Below are 20,219 nucleotides of genomic sequence, written 5' to 3' on the forward strand. Positions count from 1 at the left end.
TTGCGGCCGTGGGGCACGGCGTACAGCGGCGGGATGGATCAACTCTTGGTAAATGAATCGTAATGCAGAGTAAAGGTCAAGCATGGACTTTAGCGGCAAATGGGGTAGGAAATCACCTCAATGAGTGAACCAGGCTTTTTATCGGCTTGTCGTATTAATTCATTTTCTTTCTCGTGTGACCTTGGCGGCGCATCACACCGCACACGCCTCATCGGCGTCGGTCCGAGAGAAAGAAGGTGGGCGGACATGGCCGTCACCCAGAGGATCATCGCGGGCACCGTGGCTGCCGGGGCCTGTGCCGCGTCGCTCGCCGGTTGCGCGATCGGTACCGACGGCGCCGAGTCAGGGGCGCAGGGCGCGCAGAAGGCGAAACCGGCCCAGGCGCCGCCCAAGAGCATCGTCCGCCTGATCGGCGACGGCTCGACCGCGTACACCGGGGCGCAGCCGCACCTGTCGAGACCCCAACGTCTCAAGCACGGCCAGAAGCCCCCGCAGTTCGTGGTGTTCTCCTGGGACGGCGCCGGCGAGGACAGCCAGCGGCTGTTCTCCCACTTCCGCAAGGTCGCCAAGGAGAACGACGCGACGATGACCTACTTCCTCAGCGGCGTGTACGTGCTGCCGACGGAGAAGCGCGACCTCTACCGGCCCCCACAGCACTCTCCGGGCCGCTCGGACATCGGCTTCAACGACGAGCAGGGCATCGCCGACACCGTGAAGCAGTTGCGCCTGGCGTGGCTGGAGGGCAACGAGATCGGTACCCACTTCAACGGTCACTTCTGCGGCAGCGGGGGCGGCGTCGGCGAGTGGTCGGTGGATGACTGGAAGGACGAGATCGCCCAGGCGAAGCAGTTCGTGAAGTCCTGGAAGACCAACACCGGCATGAAGAAGGCCTCGCCGCTGCCCTTCGACTACGACAAGGAGCTCGTCGGCGCCCGCACGCCGTGTCTGGAGGGCCAGGAGAACTTCATGAAGGCGGCCCGCGACCTGGGCTTCCGTTACGACACCAGCGGTGTCAACAACCAGGTCTGGCCGAAGAAGAGAAACGGCCTGTGGGATCTGTCGATGCAGCTCGTGCCCTTCCCCGGGCACTCCTACGAGCAGTTGACCATGGACTACAACTACATGGTCAACCAGTCCGGCACCAGGACCCAGGGAGACCCCGGCAAGTACGCCTACTGGGGTGACCAGATGCGCGACAGCCTGCTCACGGGCTTCCACCGGGCCTACGACGGCAATCGCGCGCCCCTGATCATCGGCAACCACTTCGAGTCGTGGAACGGCGGCACCTACATGCGGGCCGTCGAGGAGGTCGTCCAGCGGGTCTGCAACAAGCCGGACGTGCGCTGTGTGTCCTTCAGGCAACTCGCCGACTGGCTGGACGCCCAGGACCCGACGACCCTTCACAAGCTGCGCGCCCTGAACGTCGGCGAGGCCCCGCAGCAGGGCTGGACGTCCTTCCTGTCGGGCCGCCCCGCCCCGGCCCCGAAGGGCGTGCCCGGGGCGCCGGCGGCCAAGTAGCGGTAGCGGTCTGACCGGTGTCACGAAGCGGTAGCGGTCAGGGCCTTGGTCACGAAGCCGTAGGGGGCAGGCCGTTGACACAAGTGCCGGTAGCGGTCCCGCCCTTGTCACGAGGTCGGATGGCGGCCGTCAGACCGTCGCCACGACACTCTCGCCGAGCACGAAGGAGGGGTCGACCTGCGCCGCAAGATCGACCCCGGTGCGCTCGTTGCCCCACGACTGGGCGTTCTTCAGATGGAAGTGCACCATCTGGCGCGTGTAGCGCTCCCAGTCGCGCAGTTCGTACGTCGCGTCGGCGGCCGTCCGCAGTCGGTGCAGGGCGCGGCGGTTGACGTCCTCCAGGAGCTCGAACCGGGGCGGCCGGCCCTTCTCCAGTGCGCGCACCCAGTCCGAGTGCCCGACCGTCACGAGCAGGTCGTCCCCGACTTCGGAGCGGAGGAAGTCGAGGTCGTCCTGGCCCTGCACCTTGTTGCCGACGACCTTCAGGACGACGCCGAAGTCGCGGGCGTACTCCTTGTACTGGCGATAGACGGAGACTCCCTTCCGGGTCGGCTCGGCGACGAGGAAGGTGATGTCGAAACGGGTGAACATGCCGGAGGCGAAGGAGTCCGAGCCGGCCGTCATGTCGACCACGACATACTCGTCGGGGCCGTCCACCAGGTGGTTCAGGAACAGCTCCACCGCTCCCGTCTTGGAGTGGTAGCAGGCGACCCCCAGGTCGGCGTCCGTGAAGGAGCCCGTGACCATCAAACGGACGGTGTCACCCTCGAGTTCCACCGGCCGTGCGCAGGAGTCGTAGACCGGATTGCCCTCGCCCAGCCGCAGCAGCCGGGAGCCCTCGCCGGGCGGGGTCGTCTTGATCATCGTGTCGGCGGAGGCGATACGCGGGTTCGAGCCGCGCAGGTAGTCCTTGATCAGCGGCAGCCGCTCGCCCATGGCGGGCAGCGCCGCAGCCTGCGCCTCGTCCAGGCCGAGAGCCGGGCCAAGATGCTGGTTGATGTCGGCGTCGACGGCGACGACCGGCGCGCCGGCGGTCGCGAGGTGGCGGATGAACAGGGAGGACAGAGTGGTCTTGCCGCTGCCGCCCTTCCCGACGAAAGCAATTTTCATGTTCACCAAGAGTAGTGGCCTGATAGCTGTGAGTGGCAGGAGGGCGTGAAGAAGACCACTCATTCGTGGCGCGCGTGGCTGTCATGCGTAGGGTCGTACCTATGAGTACGACAGGCGCGGCCGCCGATCCGCTCGCGGCCCTGGGCGAGCTGCCCGGTGTGGACGAATCCGTGGAATCCGTGCGCAAGTCCGTGGACCGTGTCTACGGACACCGGGTCATGCGGCGCCGCAGCAACGCGATCACCTCCGAGGCCGCCCTGCGCGGAGCCCGCGGTTCGGCGGCGCTGTCCGGTGCGGACTGGGCCCTCGAAGAGGTGCGTCGGCGCACCGACTTCAGCGGTGACGACGAGGCGCGCGTCGTGGGCGCGGCCCTGCGGCTGACCGCCGAGGCGGGGCAGCTGCTGTCCATCTGGCGGCAGTCGCCGCTGCGGGTGCTGGCCCGGCTGCACCTGGTGGCGGCCGCGGCCAAGGGCGACGAGGTCGGGCGTCCGCGGCAGGAGGGCGAGCCGGTCGACGAGCCGCTCATCGAGCTACGGACGCCGGGCGCGGCGGAGGTCTCCGGCCGTCTGGAGGGGCTCGCCGAACTGATCATCGCGGGCGGTTCGGCCCCCGCGCTGGTCACGGCCGCCGTCGTGCACGGCGAACTCCTCGCTCTCAGGCCCTTCACCTCACACAACGGCCTGGTCGCGCGCGCGGCCGAGCGCATCGTCCTGGTCGGCAGTGGACTGGATCCCAAGTCCGTGTGCCCGGCGGAGGTGGGCCACGCCGAACTGGGGCGCGCCTCCTATCTCGCGGCCCTCGACGGTTATGTCTCCGGCACCCCGGAGGGCATGGCCGCCTGGATCGCCCACTGCGGCCGGTCGATCGAGCTGGGTGCGCGTGAGTCGACGGCGGTGTGCGAGGCGCTGCAACGCGGGGCGGCGTAGGGAGAGTCCCGGAAAAGGGTTGCGGCGGTACGAGGATTCGTACCGCCGCTGGCATGTTCACCGGGGTACCAAGCGTCCTCGATGTATTGCCCATCAGGTCGGGAACTTCGCCCGTCCCTGGTGTGGCTGGCCCGTAATCGACGGGTCGACGTCGCGTGGGTGCCCGGTGTTCATGCTCGGTCCGTGGGGCCGTGTGCGTGTTTGAAGGTGATCCTCTCGGATGTCCTTGGTCTCGCGGGCCGTTAACTTCTTTGTACTCCAGGGCCGGAGTAAGCGGAACCCCTGACCGTGGTTCTTTACTTTTGGGTCAGAAAAGCCGCTAAACGGGCACGAGTGTGAATGCCTGCGCGGTCAGGCCGGAGCCGAGCGGCGCCGGTTCGCGTACCAGACGAGCCCGGCGGTGGCCGCCGCGGCACCTATCGCGGCGACCGCGACCAGAGCCGGACGGGGCGGTACGGAGAACGCGGGGAACCGCTGCTTGAGCCGGACCGGCCGGTGGAAATCGAGAATCGGCCACCCGCGCGCGACTGCCTCGCGGCGCAACGCACGGTCCGGGTTCACCGCATGGGGATGGCCGACTGCCTCCAGCATCGGCAGGTCGGTCGCCGAGTCGCTGTAGGCGTAGCAGCGGTCGAGGTCGTACCCCTCGGACTCGGCCAGCTCCTTGACCGCCTCGGCCTTCGTCGGGCCGTACGCGTAGTACTCCACCTCCCCGGTGAAGCAGCCGTCGTCGCCCACCACCATGCGGGTCGCCACCACGCGGTCCGCGCCGAGCAGTTCGCCGATCGGTTCGACCACCTCGGTACCCGACGTGGACACGATCACGACGTCCCGGCCGGCCGTGTGGTGTTCCTCGATGAGGGAGGCGGCCTCGTCGTAGATGATCGGGTCGATGAGGTCGTGCAGGGTCTCGGCGACGATCTCCTTGACCTGCTGGACGTTCCAGCCGCGCACCAGCGCGGACAGATACTCGCGGGTGCGTTCCATCTGGTCGTGGTCCATACCGCCCACGAGGAAGACGAACTGGGCATAGGCGGTGCGCAGGGCGGCCCTACGGTTGATCAGTCCGCCTTGGTAGAACGACTTGCTGAAGGTGAGCGTGCTCGACTTCGCAATGACCGTCTTGTCCAGGTCAAAGAAGGCCGCTGTGCGGGGCAAGGAGTGGTTTTCCACAACCCCGAGCATAGGCGCAGCCCATTCGGCGTAAGGTGGGCGCGTTGGTTTGCCTGGGAGGGCTCTCGGGTACACCATGGAAGTCACGGATCGTTCGCGACCGTGCTAACGCGGTCCGACTCCTCCCCCCCCGAGTCGGCCGTGAAGGCGACCCCCGCTCTCCCCCCCGGCGGGGGTCGTCGCATGTCCGGGTGGGTTTTCCTCTTCTGTGCACGGCCGTGAGGCCGGACCGGGGCGGCTGCGGCCGCCCCTTTCGCACACCCACGATCTGTCACTGTGCGTAGTCGCTGCGCTGCTCTACGGAAGTCGCACAGGGGGTGGTACAGCGGTCACCGGTATGGGTGACGGCGATATTCACAACCATCGAGTCGTCCACAGTTATCGACCAAGATCCACACGATTTCCCAGATCGCTGCACGGTGATTCCAACGCGCCCCGCTCGCACCGAGTTCATGAGCTGGTTCCGGTTAGGCGGGCGGGTTTGGCCGGTTCGTATCGGCCGTTCATATGGAGGCCGGGTGCCGGTTCTTCACATGCGTGGGATCGCGGGGCCGCTGGAGCCGCGCGAATCAGACCGATCGCGGGGCCGCAGGGCCCCGGAACAGAGGCGGATCGCGGGGGCTTTGGGCCGCCGGAGACGCAGCCAAGGGGGATGAAAACCGTGGCCGCAGCAGTCACACACGAACCATCGCCCGCCGCCGGAGGGCGGCAGGGCAAACCGTTGATCGTCACGGAGGACACCGATCTGCTCGACGACCTGTTGCGCCTGTGCGCGGCGGCCGGCGCCACGCCCGAAGTGCATCACGGGGTACCGGAGCGCAGAGGCGGCTGGGAGTCCGCGCCTCTCGTCCTCGTCGGCGACGACGCCGTGATCCGGGTGCGCGGTGCCGCCCGCAGAAACGGGGTGGTGCTGGTCGGCCGCGACCAGGACGACCCCGGAGTCTGGCGGCGAGCCGTGGAGATCGGAGCCGACCACGTCCTGATGCTGCCCGACGGTGAGCAGTGGCTGGTCGACCGCATCGCCGACGTGGCCGAGGGCGTCGTCCGACCCGCCCTCACCGTCGGCGTCATCGGCGGCAGAGGCGGGGCAGGAGCGTCCACACTCGCCTGCGCCCTCGCTGTCACCTCCGCACGCGAAGGGCTGCGCACGCTCCTCGTGGACGCCGATCCGCTGGGCGGCGGACTCGACGTCCTCCTCGGTGGCGAGACGGCCCAGGGGCTGCGCTGGCCCGCATTCGCCGCCTCGCGCGGGAGGGTCGGCGGTGGCGCCCTGGAGGAGTCACTGCCCGAACTGCACTCGCTGCGGGTGCTCAGCTGGGACCGCGGTGACTGTGTCGCCGTCCCGCCCCAGGCGGTCCGGGCGGTGCTGGCCGCGGCCCGACGGCGGGGCGGCACGGTCGTGGTCGACCTGCCCCGCCGGATGGACAACGCAGTCGCCGAAGTTCTGGCCCAACTCGACGTGGGCCTGCTCGTGGTCCCCGCCGAACTGCGCGCTGTCGCGGCGGCCGGCCGGATGGCTTCCGCCGTCGGCATGGTCCTGCGCGACTTGCGGGTGGCGGTACGCGGCCCGTACGCACCGGGACTCGACGACCGCGAGGTGGCCCGGATCCTGGGGCTGCCGCTGGCCGGTGAGGTGCCCGTGGAGTCCGCGCTGCTGCGTCCCCACGGAGGCAGGACACCTCCCGGCGCGGCCGGCCGAGGGCCGCTCGCGCGCTTCTGCAAGGAGTTCTGGGAGCGGGCGTTGCTGGAGGTGAGGGCGGCGTGAGCACCAATGCCGGAGCCGGGCGGGGGGAGCGGATCGAGGTGATCCAGGCGATCGGGGGGACCGAGGCGATCGGGTGGCCCGAGGAGGTCGGGGGTTTCGAGGGCTCGGGGGGCTTCAAGCAGGGCGGAGGGATTGGAGGGATCCGAGGGGCTGGAGGAATCGGATCGATCGGGGGGCAGGGAGTCGGCGCGGTGGGTGGGGCGGTCGAGGGCGAGGGATGGGGAGCTGGGGCCGGGTCGTCAGGGCGATGGTCGTCCGGTGGTGCTCATGCGGTCGCGCCGGTGTCCGGTGTGGATATGACGCCGGGGCTGCTCGACGGTGTCCGGCAGTGGCTCGCCGAGAGCGGGGGCGAACCGACACCCGCGCGCGTGGCGCAGGCGTTGCGCGAGCAGGGACGGGTGCTCGGGGACGCGGAAGTCCTCAGCGCGGCCGAGCGGTTGCGGTCCGAGTTGATCGGCAGCGGCCCGCTGGAACCACTGCTCGCCGATCCCTCCGTGACCGACGTACTGGTGTCCGCCCCCGACCGGGTCTGGGTGGACCGGGGCGGCGGGCTGGAACTGACCACCGTCTCCTTCACGGACGCCGCCGCCGTGCGACGGCTGGCGCAGCGCCTGGCCGCGGTGGCCGGACGTCGGCTCGACGACGCACGGCCCTGGGTCGACGCCCGGCTGCCCGACGGGACTCGGCTGCACGCGGTACTGCCCCCGGTGGCTGTCGGCTGTGCCTGTCTGTCTCTACGGGTCGTGCGGCCGCGAGCCTTCACGCTCGACGAGCTGGTGGCGGCGGGCACGGTGCCGCCGGGTGGCGACCGGGTGCTGCGCGCACTGATCGACGCACGGCTTTCCTTCCTGATCAGCGGTGGTACGGGTAGCGGCAAGACGACGTTGTTGAGCGCGCTGCTGGGGCTGGTCGGGCCGGATGAGCGGATCGTGCTCGCCGAGGACTCCGCGGAACTCAGGCCGGAGCATCCACACGTCGTACGGCTGGAGAGCAGACCCGCCAACCAGGAGGGCGCCGGACTCGTCACGCTCCAGGACCTGGTGCGGCAGGCGTTGCGGATGCGGCCGGACCGGCTGGTCGTGGGCGAGGTGCGCGGCCCCGAAGTGGTGCACCTGCTGGCCGCGTTGAACACGGGCCACGAGGGCGGGTGCGGAACCGTGCACGCCAACGCGGCGGCCGACGTGCCGGCCCGGCTGGAAGCGCTCGGCACGGCCGCGGGACTCGATCGGGCCGCCCTGCACAGTCAGGTGGCGGCCGCCCTGGCGGTCGTCCTGCATCTCGTCCGCGACCGGTCCGGACTGCGGCGGATCGCCGAGGTGCACGTGTTGGAGCGGGACCCGTCGGGGCTGGTGCGGACGGTGCCGGCGCTGAGGTGGGGCGCGGAGGCGTTCGCGTACGAGCGGGGCTGGGAGCGCCTACGGGGGTTGCTTCGTACCGAGTCGATCGGCGAGGGGCCGCGCGGTGAGCGGGATGGGTGAGGTCGGGATGTCGGTGGTGGCGGCTGCCGTGTGTGTCGGGGCGGCTGTCTGGCTGCTGGGCGAGCGGCACTCCGGGGCACGGCGGGCGCAGTTGCTGCTTGAAGGCGGCGAAGTGGTGGGCGTCGGGCCGCCCTCGTGGCGGAGCCTCGCGGGTGAGCTGCGGCGGATCCGTGAGTGGCTGCGGGCCGAGTGGTGGTCGGCGGGCGTCGGGCTGGTGCTGTCGCTGCTGGGAGCCTCGGTGTTGCCGGTGGCCGCGGGACTGGCCGGGGTGCCGTTGCTGCGGCGGATGCGGCTGGCCCGGGAGGAGAGACGGAGGCGGGAGCTCCGGGGCGACGCGGTGATCACACTGTGCGGGACGCTGGCCGGGGAGGTGCGCTCGGGGCGCCAGCCGGGCGAGGCGTTGCTGCGGGCCGCCCACGACTCCAGCGGGCTCGGTGACGCACAGGCGGCGGTACTGGCGGCGGCGAGGTTCGGCGGGGACGTCCCGGGCGCCCTCGCGACTGCGGCGCGACAACCGGGCGCAGAGGGATTGCGTGGACTCGCCGCGTGCTGGCGGGTGGCCGTGGACCAGGGGGCGGGCCTCGCAGCCGGACTCGACCGACTCGAAGGTGCCTTGCGTGCCGACCGGGACCAACGGGCGGATCTTCGCGCCCAGTTGGCAGGCGCCCGGTCGACAGCGGTGATGCTCGCGGGCCTGCCGGCACTGGGGCTCCTCCTCGGCACCGCCCTTGGCGCCGACCCGCTCCACGTACTGCTGCACACCGGGCTCGGTTTGGGGTGCCTGCTGGTGGGGGCGGTCCTGGAGGGCCTCGGGATGTGGTGGGCGACGCGGATCGTACGAGGAGCGGAGGCGACGTGAGCGCGGAAGTTGTCCACAGGCTGGGGGTAGTTGTGGGGGCGGTGCTCGCTGTCGGCTGGCTGGCGCGGTGGGCGGGCGCGGCGCGGCGCGAGCGGAGGGTACGGCGGCGACTGGCGGCGGTATTGCCCGTCGTCGAGGCAACCACATCCGTCGGATCGCGCTTCGACGTGCGGGAGTTCGCGCGACGTTGGCTTCCCGTGACGGGCGCGGCGGGCGCTGTGTTGGTTCTGGTCGGAGGGGTCGCGGGTGCCGGGGCAGGGCTGGCTGTCGGTACGGGGCTGTGGCGGTGGCGTGTTCGGCAGGCGGCGGCCGTCGGGGCCGGTGCCGGGGCGGGCATCGACGCCGGAGAAGCGGCTCGACAACTGCCGCTCGCCGCCGACCTGTTGGCGGCCTGCATCGCGGCGGGCGCCGGACCGGTGATCGCGGCGCAGGCGGTCGGTGAGGCGCTCGGCGGCTCGGTCGGGGAAGTCCTGGCGCGCGGTGCGGCGGAGGTACGGCTCGGCGGTGAACCGGGCGAGGCCTGGCGACGGCTCGCTGCGACACCGGGTGCGGGTGCCCTGGCTCGGCTGCTGGAACGGGCCGACGTCTCCGGGCTGCCGGCCGCCGCGCCGGTCGCCAGGCTCGCCGCCGACGCCCGCGCCGACTGGACGCGCACCGCGACGGCACGGGCCAGGCGGGCGGCCGTGATGGTCACCGCGCCGGTGGGGCTGTGCTTCCTGCCCGCGTTCATCACGGTCGGAGTCCTGCCCGTGGTGCTTGGGCTGGCGGGTGGGGCGCTGGGAGGGGGTGGTGGATGAGAGAACGCGGGCGTGGCAGCAGGGAGCCGATGACAAACGGCAGGCGGCCGATGTCAAACGGCAGACAGTCGACGGCGAACGACAGGCAGCCGACGGCAAACGACAGGTAGTCAACACAACGGATCCTCACGGGGGTTGAGATGTACAAGGCGGTACGGGCGCGGATGCGTGCCCTGGTGTGCAGGGCGCGTGCGTCGCGGAGGGACGTGGGAATGGTCACCTCGGAGTACGCGATGGGAATCGTCGCGGCGGTGGCGTTCGCGGTGGTTCTCTACAAGGTGGTCTCCAGCGGGGAGGTCAGTGCGGAGCTGCAGGGAATCGTGAAGCGGGCCCTCAATGCGCAGGTGTGAACGAGGCGCGGACAGGGGGTTTGTCACGGCGGAGGCTGCCGTGGTGCTTCCCGTGCTGGTGATGTTCGCGATGGCGTTGGTGTGGGTGCTGCTGGCCGTTGCCGCGCAGATCCAGTGCGTGGACGCGGCGCGGACGGGCGCTCGCGCGGCGGCTCGCCAGGACTCGGTCGACGCCGTCGTCGAGGTGGTCCGGGGGGTGGCGCCGCGCGATGCGAAGGTCACGGTCAGTCGGGAGGGCGATCAGGTCCGTGTCGCGGTCGTGGCGAGGCCACCGGCACTGCACGGCCTGCCCTTCGAAGTCCGGGAGGAGGCCGTGGCGTCGGTGGAGGAGACCGTGGGGGAGGGGAGTTGAGCGCCGGCTGGTCGGGCCGCCTGCGGGAAGCTGTCCGGCATGTGACCGCCGGGGCTGTCACCGCCAGGCGTGGGGACGGGCGAGGTGGCGGCGGGGACCGAGGCTCCGCCACCGTGTGGAGCGTCGCCGCGATCGCCGTCCTGTGTGTGGTGGTGGGTGTGGTGCTGGCCATGGGGCAGGCCATCGTGGCCCGGCATCGCGCGGCCGGCGGCGCCGATCTGGCGGCGCTCGCGGCGGCGGACCACTGGGCGGACGGCGGTACGGCGGCCTGCGCCCGGGCGGACCGCGTGGCCCGGGCTCAGAGTGCCCGGCTGGTGAGATGTGTGCTCGTGGGCGAGATCTCGGACGTGACGGCGGCGTCGGGACGGGGGCCGTTCGCGGCGGAGGTCAGGGCACGGGCGGGTCCTGCGGAGCCGGAGCCGGACTCTGTCCCGGTCCCGGTGCCGGTGCCGGGCTCGCCGGTGCCCCCTGCGGAGCCTGTGCCTGGGCCGGATTTGGATCCGGAGCCAGATCCGGAGCCAGATCCAGATCCGTAGTCGGCCCTTCCGGAGTCCGAGCCCGTGTCGGCCCGGTCGGGGCCCCGTGCGGACCCACGCGGGGCGCCTCCTCCGGGGGCGGAACCTCCCCACGCGGGGCGTCCGTATGCCGCCCCTCATGCGGAGGCGGAGGCCCTGCAGACTGGGGCCCCGCCTCCGCCTTCCCCGCCTCTGCCTGCCCCGCCTCCTCCTCCGGCGCCCCCCGCAACAGCACCGTGAGCAGTCGTACCGCCCCCCTCTTGTGCAGCGGGTCGTTGCCGTTGCCGCACTTGGGGGACTGGATGCAGGACGGGCAGCCGGCCTCGCACTCGCAGGAGGCGATGGCCTGTCGGGTGGCGCTGAGCCAGGCGCGGGCGGTGTGGAAGGCGCGCTCCGCGAAGCCCGCGCCGCCGGGGTGGCCGTCGTAGACGAAGACGGTGGGCAGCAACGTGTCGGGGTGCAGCGGGATGGACACGCCACCGATGTCCCAGCGGTCGCAGGTGGCGAAGAGGGGCAGCATGCCGATGGACGCGTGCTCGGCGGCGTGCAGGGCGCCGCCGAGGATCTCCGGATTGATCCGGGCCTCGTCCAACTGGTCCTCGGTGACCGTCCACCACACCGCGCGGGTACGCAGCGTACGAGGAGGGAGGTCGAGCTTCGTCTCGCCCAGCACTTCACCGGTGATGAGCCGTCGACGCAGGAAGGAGACCACCTGGTTGGTGACCTCGACGGAGCCGTAGCACAGGCGTCCGTCGCCCCAGGGGACCTCGACGTCCGTCTCCAGGACGGAGATGGCCGTGGTGTCGCGGGCGACGGTCGCATACGAAGGGCTGGCCTGCTCGACCAGGGCGACCGAGTCCTCCAGGTCCAGCGAGCGCACCAGGTACGTACGGCCCTGGTGCAGGTGGACAGCGCCTTCGTGCACGGTCGAGTGCGCGGCGCCCTCGTCGACCGTGCCCAGGAGCCGGCCCGTGCCGGCCTCGACGACCTGGACCGGCCGGCCGCCCTCCCCGCGGATGTCGGTGAGGTCGGCGGCCCGCTCCCGGCGGGTCCAGTGCCAGGCCTTCGTGCGGCGGCGCAGCAGCTTCGCGGCCTCCAACTGGGGAAGCAGTTCCTCGCACGCCGGGCCGAACAAGTCCAAGTCATCGTCCGTCAACGGCAGTTCGGCGGCGGCAGCGCACAGGTGCGGGGCAAGTACGTACGGGTTGTCGGGGTCGAGGACCGTGGACTCCACGGGCTGGTCGAAGAGGGCCTCGGGGTGGTGGACGAGGAAGGTGTCCAGAGGGTCGTCGCGGGCGATCAGGACGGCGAGGGCGCCCTGACCGGAGCGGCCCGCCCGGCCCGCCTGCTGCCACAGGGAGGCGCGCGTGCCCGGGTAGCCGGCGATCAGGACGGCGTCGAGGCCCGAGACGTCGATGCCGAGTTCCAGCGCGGTCGTCGCGGCGAGGCCGAGGAGTTCGCCGGAGTGGAGCGCCTGCTCGAGGGCGCGGCGCTCCTCGGGGAGGTAGCCGCCGCGGTACGCCGCGACACGCCGGGCCAGGGAGCGGTCGATCTCGGCGAGGCGTTCCTGGGCGATCACCGAGATCAGTTCGGCGCCGCGCCGGGAGCGCACGAAGGCGACCGAGCGCACGCCCTGCACGGCGAGGTCGGTCAGCAGGTCGGCCGTCTCGGCGGTGGCCGTGCGGCGGACCGGCGCGCCCTTCTCGCCCTGCATCTCGGTGAGCGGGGGCTCCCAGAGGGCGAACACCAGTTCGCCACGCGGGGAGGCGTCGTCGGCGACCTCGACCACCCGGAGGCCGGTCAGGCGCCCCGCGGCCTCCGAAGGCTCCGCGGCGGTCGCGGAGGCCAGCAGGAACACCGGAGAGGCTCCGTAGCGGGCGCAGAGGCGGCGCAGCCGGCGCAGCACCTGGGCGACGTGCGAGCCGAACACGCCGCGGTAGGTGTGGCACTCGTCGATCACGACGTACTTCAAGGCGCGCAGGAAGGAGGACCAGCGGGGGTGGGACGGCAGGATGCCGCGATGCAGCATGTCCGGGTTGGTCAGGACGTAGTTCGCGTACTGGCGTACCCATTCGCGTTCTTCGACCGGCGTGTCGCCGTCGTACACCGCAGGACGTACGGAATGGCCCAGAGGTTGTGAAAATTCCTTCACGGAGCGGCACTGATCCGCCGCGAGTGCCTTCGTGGGGGCCAGGTAGAGGGCGGTGGTGCCGCGGCCGTTCGGGGCCTCGGAGCCGTCCAGGAGCGTCGAGAGGACCGGGACCAGGTACGCCAGGGACTTGCCGGACGCCGTGCCGGTGGCGACGACCACCGATTCGCCGTCCAGGGCGTGCTCGGCCGCGCGTGCCTGGTGGGCCCAGGGATGTTCGATGCCACGGGCCTGCACCGCGGCGATGACCTCGGAACGGATCCGGTCCGGCCAGACGGCATGGCGGCCCTCACGTGGGGGCAAGTGCTCCGTATGAGTGATGCGCGAAGCCCGGCTCGGCCCTGCGGCGAGCCGGTCCAGGATGGTGCCCGGCGAGAGCCGGGAGGCGGTCTGAGCCGAGGGTCGATCGGATCGGTGATTCTTGGCCATCGGCACCGAGTGTGTCACTGGCGTGACGGACAATGGGACCAAGGCGTCGTACACGCCTGCCGGTAAGTGATTGAATGCCATCGCGGCTGGCGAACCGTCCTGGGGGCTTCAAGCCGAGGTGTCCCGAGGGGCGACCGCTCGATTGCAAGGTGCTGGAGGATCCGTGGACCTGTCCCTGTCGACCGAAACCGTCGGCGATCGCACGATCGTCAGGGTCGGTGGCGAAATCGACGTATATACCGCGCCCAAGCTGCGCGAGCAGCTGGTCGAGCTGGTGAATGACGGCAGTTTCCACCTTGTCGTCGACATGGAAGGCGTGGACTTCCTCGACTCCACCGGTCTCGGCGTGCTGGTCGGCGGACTGAAGCGGGTGCGGGCCCATGAGGGCTCGCTGCGCCTGGTCTGCAACCAGGAGCGCATTCTGAAGATTTTCCGTATCACCGGCCTCACCAAGGTGTTCCCGATCCACACCTCGGTCGAGGAAGCGGTTGCGGCCACCGACTGACGACCGGCCCGGGCGCGACCCGAAGGGTCCGCGCCCGGTACGGCCGACGTTGAACGAGGGGTCCGGGCTCTCGGCAGCCCGGTCCCCCCACCGCACGCCCGTAGTTCCGAGGGGGATGCATGGCCACCGTTGAACTCCGCTTCAGCGCGCTGCCCGAGCACGTCCGGACCGCCCGCCTGGTGGCGGCAGCGGTGGCGCGCAGGGCCGGAGTGGACGAGGCCGTTCTCGACGAGGTCAGACTCGCGGTCGGCGAGGCCTGTTCCCGTGCCGTCGGACTGCACCAGAACGTCGGCATCACGGCGCCGGTGAAGGTGCTGCTGATCGAGGAGGAGAAGCAGTTCTCCATCGAGGTCGGCGATGAGGCGCCGAGGCATGCCCCCGGCGATCGGGCGCCCGGCAGTGCCGGTGACGTCCTCGACGCCGAGACCGAGGAGGACGAGATGGGCCTCGCGGTCATCAGTGGCCTCGTCGACGATGTGGAGGTCACCGCCGGCGAACACGGCGGCTCCATTCGTATGACCTGGCCGAGCACACCTTCCGTCGCGGTGCTTCCCTGACGCCACACACGTCAGCCGACGTCACTGACGCACCCTGAATCACTACCGAGGGGCCCTGCTGAGCAGGGCCCCTCGGTTGTTTTTCAAGAGCATTCTGAATTCGTGAAAGAATTCACGATCAATTTCCGATCATCGGATCGGATGAAAATGCTTTCGAGGGGTTACCGCGTGTCGGCAGGGTGTGGCAGATTCCGTTTACCGCGTACTGTTTTGATCAGGAACAGATCTCTAGAATCCGTCCACATCTTGAGCTCAGCCCCAGCGTCAAGGAGGACGAATGGCGGGGCTTTCTTCCCCAGATCAGCTGGACCACTCCACAGCCCTCGCGGCAGCGGTCCTGACCGACGGCAACCGGGTCATGGTGTCGGTCATCGGCGTCGTGGCCCTGGCCGCCCTCGTGGTGGCGGGCGTCCTGGTACGCCAGGTACTCGCGGCGGGTGAGGGCACCGACAGCATGAAGAAGATCGCGACGGCGATCCAGGAAGGAGCGAACGCCTATCTGGCCCGGCAGTTGCGCACGCTCGGCGTATTCGCCGTCGTCGTGTTCTTCCTGCTCATGTTGCTGCCCGCGGACGACTGGAATCAGCGCGCCGGACGATCGGTGTTCTTCTTGATCGGCGCGGGCTTCTCGGCCGCCACCGGCTATATCGGCATGTGGCTCGCCGTACGGAGCAATGTGCGGGTGGCCGCCGCCGCACGCGAGGCGACCCCGGCGGAGGGTGAGCCGGAAAAGGATCTCACCGCCGTCTCGCACAAAGCCATGAAGATCGCTTTTCGAACCGGCGGCGTGGTCGGCATGTTCACGGTGGGGCTCGGTCTGCTGGGCGCCTCCTGCGTGGTGCTGGTGTACGCGGCCGACGCGCCGAAGGTCCTTGAGGGCTTCGGTCTCGGCGCGGCCCTCATCGCGATGTTCATGAGGGTCGGCGGAGGCATCTTCACCAAGGCCGCCGACGTCGGCGCCGACCTGGTCGGCAAGGTCGAGCAGGGCATTCCGGAGGACGATCCGCGCAACGCCGCGACCATCGCCGACAACGTGGGCGACAACGTCGGCGACTGCGCGGGCATGGCGGCGGACCTCTTCGAGTCGTACGCCGTGACGCTGGTCGCCGCGCTGATCCTCGGTAAGGCCGCCTTCGGCGACGCCGGGCTCGGCTTCCCGTTGCTCGTTCCCGCGATCGGCGTGCTCACGGCGATGATCGGCATCTTCGCCGTGGCCCCGCGCCGCGCCGACCGCAGCGGTATGTCCGCGATCAACCGCGGGTTCTTCATCTCGGCGGTGATCTCGCTGGTGCTGGTGGCGGTGGCCGTCTTCGTCTATCTCCCCGGCAAGTACTCCGACCTGGACGGCGTCACCGACCAGGCGATCCTGGGCAGGGCCGGCGACCCGCGGATCCTCGCCCTGGTCGCGGTGGCGATCGGCATCCTGCTCGCGGCCGTGATCCAGCAGCTGACGGGCTACTTCACCGAGACCAGCCGCCGTCCGGTCAAGGACATCGGCAAGTCGTCACTGACCGGTCCGGCCACGGTCGTCCTCGCGGGAATCTCCGTCGGTCTGGAATCGGCCGTCTACACCGCCCTGTTGATCGGCCTCGGCGTCTACGGGGCGTTCCTCCTGGGTGGTACGTCCATCATGCTGGCGCTGTTCGCGGTGGCGCTGGCCGGCACCGGCCTGCTCACCACGGTCGGCGTGATCGTCGCGATGGACACCTTCGGGCCCGTCTCCGACAACGCGCAGGGCATCGCCGAGATGTCCGGCGACGTCGAGGGCGCGGGCGCCCAGGTGCTCACCAACCTGGACGCGGTCGGCAACACCACCAAGGCCATCACCAAGGGGATCGCCATCGCCACCGCCGTCCTGGCGGCGTCGGCGCTCTTCGGGTCGTACCGGGACGCCATCACCACCGGCGCACAGGAGGTGGGCGAGAAGCTGTCCGGCGAGGGCGCGCCGATGACCCTGATGATGGACATCTCCCAGCCCAACAACCTCGTCGGTCTCATCGCCGGCGCGGCGGTCGTCTTCCTCTTCTCGGGCCTCGCCATCAACGCCGTGTCGCGGTCGGCGGGTTCCGTGGTCTACGAGGTGCGGCGGCAGTTCCGCGACCATCCCGGGATCATGGACTACAGCGAGGAGCCGGAGTACGGCAAGGTCGTCGACATCTGTACCAAGGACGCCCTGCGTGAGCTCGCCACGCCCGGGCTGCTCGCCGTGTTGGCGCCGATCTTCATCGGGTTCACGCTCGGGATCGGCGCCCTGGGTTCGTTCCTCGCCGGTGCGATCGGCACGGGCACCCTGATGGCGGTGTTCCTCGCCAACTCCGGTGGCGCGTGGGACAACGCCAAGAAACTCGTCGAGGACGGTCACCACGGCGGCAAGGGCAGCGAGGCTCATGCCGCCACGGTGATCGGCGACACGGTCGGTGACCCCTTCAAGGACACCGCCGGGCCGGCGATCAACCCCTTGCTGAAGGTGATGAACCTGGTCGCGCTGCTCATCGCGCCCGCGGTCATCAAGTTCAGTTACGGCGACGACGAGAGCCTCGGCGTACGGATCGCGATCGCGGTTCTGGCGTTCGTGGTGATCGCGGGCTCGGTCTACGTCTCCAAGCGGCGCGGGATCGCCATGGGTGACGAAGACAACGCCGATGAACCGTCGAAGTCGGCCGATCCGGCGGTGGTTTCGTAGGTCGGGCTTGGTCAGTCCCAGCTCAAGGGGCGGGCGGGTGGCGCGTGTTGACGCGCCGCCCGCCCGCCTTTTGTGTGGGCGCGCCCCCTTCCCGTGAGCCTTCTCTCGCTGGTGCAAATGATGCAATAAGAGTCATAAAGGATGTTCGGTATATGGGTGTCGCCCGCTTGGCGTGTATGTTCCGGGGCCGAGAGCCATGGAAGGGACCAATCCGGTGAACAAGAAGCTCGCGGCCGCACTGTCCGGCGGTGCGGTACTGGTACTCGCCCTGTCGGGATGCAGCAGTGACGACAGCAGCGACAAGCTGAACTCCTGGGCCAAGGAGGTCTGCGACGCCGTACAGCCGCAGGCCAAGAAGATCGAGGCCGCCAACGCCGCGATCCAGAAGGAGACCTCGGACAACAGCACGCCCGCCGAGGTCCAGAAGACCGACGCCCAGGCCTTCCAGGACATGTCGGACGCCTACAAGGCGATCGGGGCCGCCGTGACCAAGGCCGGGCCGCCGGACGTCGACAACGGCGAGAAGAAGCAGCAGGACGCGACCAAGGAACTCAACGGCATCTCCACGTCGTACGCGTCCCTGCAGAAGCAGGTCGACGAACTCGACACCAAGGACCAGGCGAAGTTCGCGGACGGTCTCAAGGACATCGCGACCGAGCTGGCCAAGCTCAGCAAGAGCGGGAACGACGCGCTGAAGACTCTCGAGGAGGGCGACGTCGGCAAGGCGATGGCCGAGCAGGAGAGCTGCAAGGCGGCGCCCTCTCCGGCGTCGGCGGCCACGGGCTGACGCGGGCCGCGGTCCACGGGGCGCGAGGAGCTGAGATCCGCGGGCGCCCAGGGTCACAATGGGGGCGTGAGTATCTCCGGCCTGCCTGCCCTGCCCGCGTCCGACCGTCCCGATGTCACCGCCCGGCTGCGGGAGGCCCTGCTAAGGGCCTCCTTCACCGCCGACGGGCTGCTCGAACTGCTCGGCGCCCCCGCGTACGCGGCGCTGGCCCGCAGCGAGACCGTGCCCGCGCTCCGGGCCACACGCGGGGACACGCCACTGGAGACGCTCGTACGGCTGTTCCTGTTGCAGCAGCCTGTCCCCCACGCGCGCGTGGGGGACGTCCTGCCCGTCGAGGCCTGCCTGGAGAGCGGATGGCTGGTCCGTGTCGGCGGGGACCGCGAGGGCGCTTCGGCGGGTGACCTCGCCGCGGCCGTGGACGTACGGCCGTACGGCGGACCCGGCGGCGAGGACTGGTTCATCGTGTCCGACCTGGGATGCGCGGTCGGTGGGGCGGGGGGCATCGGCAGCAAGGACGAAGGCGTCGTCCTCGGCGTGGGCGGTGCGTCCACGACCCTCGCGGGCATCACGGTCCGCACGCCCGTCCCCGCCGCCCTCGATCTCGGCACCGGCTCCGGGATCCAGGCGCTGCACGCCGCCCAGCACGCCACGCGGGTGACGGCGACCGACCTCAACCCACGCGCGCTGCAGATCACCGCGCTCACGCTGGCGCTGTCCGGGGCGGCCGCCGCCGATCTGCGCGAGGGTTCGCTGTTCGAGCCGGTCCGGGACGACGAGACCTTCGACCTGATCGTGTCCAACCCGCCCTTCGTGATCTCGCCGGGCGGCCGGCTGACGTACCGGGACGGCGGGATGGGCGGGGACGATCTGTGCCGCTCGCTCGTTCAGGGGGCGGGGGAACGGCTGCGGGAGGGCGGATTCGCGCAGTTCCTCGCCAACTGGCAGCACGTGGAGGGGGAGGACTGGCAGGACAGGCTCAGGTCGTGGGTGCCGCGCGGATGCGATGCCTGGATCGTGCAGCGCGAGGTGCAGGACGTCACGCAGTACGCCGAGTTGTGGCTCAGGGACGCGGGTGACCACCGCGGCGACCCGGCCGAGTACCAGGCGCGGTACGACGCCTGGCTGGACGAGTTCGAGGCGCGCAAGGTGAGGGCCGTCGGCTTCGGCTGGATCAGCCTGCGGAAGACCGGGGCCGCTGTGCCCTCGGTCACCGTCGAGGAGTGGCCGCACCCGGTCGAGCAGCCGCTCGGCGACACGGTCCGGGCGCACTTCGGCCGCCTCGACTACCTGCGGGCGCATGACGACGCGGCCCTGCTCGCGGGCCACTTCAAGCTGACATCCGAGATCGTCCAGGAGCAGGTCGGGCTGCCCGGCGCCGAGGACCCCGAGCATGTCGTGCTGCGGCAGAACCGTGGCATGCGCCGGGCCACCAAGGTGGACACGGTCGGCGCGGGCTTCGCGGGTGTGTGCGACGGCTCGCTGAGCGCGGGCCGAATCCTCGACGCGATCGCCCAACTGGTCGGCGAGGATCCGGTGTTGCTGCGCGACCGGACGCCGGCGCAGATCCGGCTGCTGGTGGAGCAGGGGTTCATCGAACCGGCGTGATCCACGTGCCACCCGTGGCGTGTCACCTCTGAGGGCACCGGCGCCCTGACGAAGCCGTGGGCAGCGATGACGAAGCCGTGCGGCAACAGTGTCGAGCCGACCTGGGCGCCGAGGCCGGGGGTGGACCGGGCACCCCGTGAGCCGTCCCGACGGCATGAGCGCGTCATGAGCGCGGCATAAGGGGGACAGGGTGCGAGCAGGAGGGCGACAGAAAAAAATGTGCGCGCCCCTGTGCGGTCCGACCCCTACCGAGCGTGGCGGGGCGGGAGGAGTCCGCAGCCGTGTCGTCCCCGCGTTCACCCGGGGTTCGCCTGTGCGCCGTCCGCGCGTGTCAGCCTCCACGGGCTGGACACGCGCGGACGGAGAAAAAGGGGCACGGGGTGGCCATGGAAAGCGAATCGGCGATCTTCGCCGGAATGGTGTTCACCCTGTTCGGAGGCGGGCTCCTGGTGTGGACCACGGCCCGGGTGCGGCACCGGGAACCGGTCGCCCACGGTGTGAGTCCGGTCGCATCGGCGACCGCCGCGAGCGTCGTCGCACTGCTTGCGCTCGCCCTCGGGACATGGTGCTTCACCCAGGTGTGAGCGCCCTGTTGCCGCTGCGGTACCAGTAACTGATGGATCACCCTCCGGATAGGTCCGAAAAGGCCGGTGGGCACTCC

The 20,219-nt window shown here is 70.4% G+C and carries 17 protein-coding genes and 1 pseudogene; 15 read left to right on the top strand and 3 right to left on the bottom strand.

Features of this window, described 5'->3' with window-relative positions; genetic code table 11:
- Positions 1–246 precede the first annotated feature (246 nt).
- The gene (locus tag OHA64_RS26285) at positions 247–1,518 is read left to right on the top strand and encodes a hypothetical protein (RefSeq protein WP_405617149.1); all 1,272 of its coding nucleotides are present in this window, start codon (positions 247–249) and stop codon (positions 1,516–1,518) included.
- Between the two features lie 129 nt (positions 1,519–1,647).
- Here OHA64_RS26285 and OHA64_RS26290 read toward each other — a convergent pair whose 3' ends face one another.
- The gene (locus OHA64_RS26290; protein ID WP_405617151.1) at positions 1,648–2,628 is read right to left on the bottom strand and encodes an ATP-binding protein; all 981 of its coding nucleotides are present in this window, start codon (positions 2,626–2,628) and stop codon (positions 1,648–1,650) included.
- 101 nt (positions 2,629–2,729) lie between these two features.
- Here OHA64_RS26290 and OHA64_RS26295 point away from each other — a divergent pair, with 101 nt between their 5' ends.
- The gene (locus tag OHA64_RS26295) at positions 2,730–3,554 is read left to right on the top strand and encodes an oxidoreductase (protein WP_405617153.1); all 825 of its coding nucleotides are present in this window, start codon (positions 2,730–2,732) and stop codon (positions 3,552–3,554) included.
- 351 nt (positions 3,555–3,905) lie between these two features.
- Here OHA64_RS26295 and OHA64_RS26300 read toward each other — a convergent pair whose 3' ends face one another.
- On the bottom strand, positions 3,906–4,739 hold the full coding sequence (locus tag OHA64_RS26300) for an HAD family hydrolase (protein WP_405617155.1): 834 nt from the start codon (positions 4,737–4,739) through the stop codon (positions 3,906–3,908).
- Between the two features lie 640 nt (positions 4,740–5,379).
- Here OHA64_RS26300 and ssd point away from each other — a divergent pair.
- From ssd to OHA64_RS26335, 7 genes and pseudogenes are all read left to right on the top strand, one after another.
- Positions 5,380–6,492, top strand: a complete 1,113-nt coding sequence (gene ssd, locus OHA64_RS26305; RefSeq protein WP_405617157.1) for a septum site-determining protein Ssd — start codon at positions 5,380–5,382, stop codon at positions 6,490–6,492.
- Positions 6,493–6,788: 296 nt separating this feature from the next.
- A complete protein-coding gene (locus OHA64_RS26310) occupies positions 6,789–7,970 on the top strand; it encodes a TadA family conjugal transfer-associated ATPase (RefSeq protein WP_405624124.1) in 1,182 nt (393 codons plus the stop codon).
- Complete coding sequence (locus OHA64_RS26315) at positions 7,963–8,829, top strand: type II secretion system F family protein (protein WP_405617159.1); 867 nt, start codon at positions 7,963–7,965, stop codon at positions 8,827–8,829. Before OHA64_RS26310 ends, OHA64_RS26315 begins: the two co-directional genes overlap by 8 nt.
- The gene (locus OHA64_RS26320) at positions 8,826–9,626 is read left to right on the top strand and encodes a type II secretion system F family protein (RefSeq protein WP_405617161.1); all 801 of its coding nucleotides are present in this window, start codon (positions 8,826–8,828) and stop codon (positions 9,624–9,626) included. Before OHA64_RS26315 ends, OHA64_RS26320 begins: the two co-directional genes overlap by 4 nt.
- A 140-nt stretch (positions 9,627–9,766) precedes the next feature.
- Positions 9,767–9,976, top strand: a complete 210-nt coding sequence (locus OHA64_RS26325) for a DUF4244 domain-containing protein (protein ID WP_405617164.1) — start codon at positions 9,767–9,769, stop codon at positions 9,974–9,976.
- Complete coding sequence (locus tag OHA64_RS26330; RefSeq protein WP_405617166.1) at positions 9,963–10,328, top strand: TadE family type IV pilus minor pilin; 366 nt, start codon at positions 9,963–9,965, stop codon at positions 10,326–10,328. The genes OHA64_RS26325 and OHA64_RS26330 overlap by 14 nt, the downstream gene beginning before the upstream one ends.
- 41 nt (positions 10,329–10,369) lie before the next feature.
- A pseudogene (locus tag OHA64_RS26335) lies at positions 10,370–10,801 on the top strand (Rv3654c family TadE-like protein); the annotation flags it as partial.
- Here OHA64_RS26335 and OHA64_RS26340 read toward each other — a convergent pair.
- Positions 10,716–13,502 carry a DEAD/DEAH box helicase gene (locus tag OHA64_RS26340; RefSeq protein WP_405617168.1) on the bottom strand — a complete coding sequence of 929 codons (2,787 nt, stop codon included), beginning with the start codon at positions 13,500–13,502 and terminating at the stop codon, positions 10,716–10,718. The pseudogene OHA64_RS26335 and the gene OHA64_RS26340 overlap by 86 nt on opposite strands.
- A gap of 82 nt (positions 13,503–13,584) precedes the next feature.
- On the opposite strand from OHA64_RS26340, the gene bldG reads away from it, so the two are divergent.
- The 6 genes from bldG (at position 13,585) to OHA64_RS26370 (ending at position 20,142) form a co-directional block, all read left to right on the top strand.
- On the top strand, positions 13,585–13,926 hold the full coding sequence (gene bldG / locus OHA64_RS26345) for an anti-sigma factor antagonist BldG (protein ID WP_006132569.1): 342 nt from the start codon (positions 13,585–13,587) through the stop codon (positions 13,924–13,926).
- Between the two features lie 119 nt (positions 13,927–14,045).
- Positions 14,046–14,483 (top strand): ATP-binding protein, encoded by a 438-nt coding sequence (locus OHA64_RS26350; RefSeq protein ID WP_405617171.1) that lies wholly within the window; start codon positions 14,046–14,048, stop codon positions 14,481–14,483.
- Between the two features lie 277 nt (positions 14,484–14,760).
- A complete protein-coding gene (locus tag OHA64_RS26355) occupies positions 14,761–17,166 on the top strand; it encodes a sodium-translocating pyrophosphatase (protein ID WP_405617174.1) in 2,406 nt (801 codons plus the stop codon).
- Positions 17,167–17,362: 196 nt separating this feature from the next.
- Positions 17,363–17,953 carry a small secreted protein gene (locus tag OHA64_RS26360; protein ID WP_405617176.1) on the top strand — a complete coding sequence of 197 codons (591 nt, stop codon included), beginning with the start codon at positions 17,363–17,365 and terminating at the stop codon, positions 17,951–17,953.
- A gap of 66 nt (positions 17,954–18,019) precedes the next feature.
- Positions 18,020–19,558 carry a methyltransferase gene (locus tag OHA64_RS26365; RefSeq protein WP_405617178.1) on the top strand — a complete coding sequence of 513 codons (1,539 nt, stop codon included), beginning with the start codon at positions 18,020–18,022 and terminating at the stop codon, positions 19,556–19,558.
- A gap of 386 nt (positions 19,559–19,944) precedes the next feature.
- Positions 19,945–20,142, top strand: a complete 198-nt coding sequence (locus OHA64_RS26370; protein ID WP_405624126.1) for a hypothetical protein — start codon at positions 19,945–19,947, stop codon at positions 20,140–20,142.
- The last annotated feature ends 77 nt before the right edge of the window (positions 20,143–20,219 follow it).

The sequence above is a fragment of the Streptomyces sp. NBC_00076 genome (assembly GCF_045041235.1).
Classification (GTDB): domain Bacteria; phylum Actinomycetota; class Actinomycetes; order Streptomycetales; family Streptomycetaceae; genus Streptomyces.

What these genes read in the sequence shown, in the direction of transcription:
- OHA64_RS26285 (WP_405617149.1), top strand. Translation starts at nt 247, where the DNA reads ATGGCCGTCACCCAGAGGATCATCGCGGGCACCGTGGCTGCCGGGGCC.
- OHA64_RS26300 (WP_405617155.1), bottom strand. Translation starts at nt 4,739, where the DNA reads ATGCTCGGGGTTGTGGAAAACCACTCCTTGCCCCGCACAGCGGCCTTC.
- OHA64_RS26330 (WP_405617166.1), top strand. Translation starts at nt 9,963, where the DNA reads ATGCGCAGGTGTGAACGAGGCGCGGACAGGGGGTTTGTCACGGCGGAG.
- OHA64_RS26350 (WP_405617171.1), top strand. Translation starts at nt 14,046, where the DNA reads ATGGCCACCGTTGAACTCCGCTTCAGCGCGCTGCCCGAGCACGTCCGG.
- OHA64_RS26310 (WP_405624124.1), top strand. Translation starts at nt 6,789, where the DNA reads ATGACGCCGGGGCTGCTCGACGGTGTCCGGCAGTGGCTCGCCGAGAGC.
- OHA64_RS26370 (WP_405624126.1), top strand. Translation starts at nt 19,945, where the DNA reads ATGGAAAGCGAATCGGCGATCTTCGCCGGAATGGTGTTCACCCTGTTC.
- OHA64_RS26355 (WP_405617174.1), top strand. Translation starts at nt 14,761, where the DNA reads ATGGCGGGGCTTTCTTCCCCAGATCAGCTGGACCACTCCACAGCCCTC.
- OHA64_RS26340 (WP_405617168.1), bottom strand. Translation starts at nt 13,502, where the DNA reads ATGGCATTCAATCACTTACCGGCAGGCGTGTACGACGCCTTGGTCCCA.
- OHA64_RS26295 (WP_405617153.1), top strand. Translation starts at nt 2,730, where the DNA reads ATGAGTACGACAGGCGCGGCCGCCGATCCGCTCGCGGCCCTGGGCGAG.
- OHA64_RS26290 (WP_405617151.1), bottom strand. Translation starts at nt 2,628, where the DNA reads ATGAAAATTGCTTTCGTCGGGAAGGGCGGCAGCGGCAAGACCACTCTG.
- OHA64_RS26360 (WP_405617176.1), top strand. Translation starts at nt 17,363, where the DNA reads ATGGAAGGGACCAATCCGGTGAACAAGAAGCTCGCGGCCGCACTGTCC.
- OHA64_RS26325 (WP_405617164.1), top strand. Translation starts at nt 9,767, where the DNA reads ATGTACAAGGCGGTACGGGCGCGGATGCGTGCCCTGGTGTGCAGGGCG.
- ssd (WP_405617157.1), top strand. Translation starts at nt 5,380, where the DNA reads ATGAAAACCGTGGCCGCAGCAGTCACACACGAACCATCGCCCGCCGCC.
- OHA64_RS26315 (WP_405617159.1), top strand. Translation starts at nt 7,963, where the DNA reads ATGGGTGAGGTCGGGATGTCGGTGGTGGCGGCTGCCGTGTGTGTCGGG.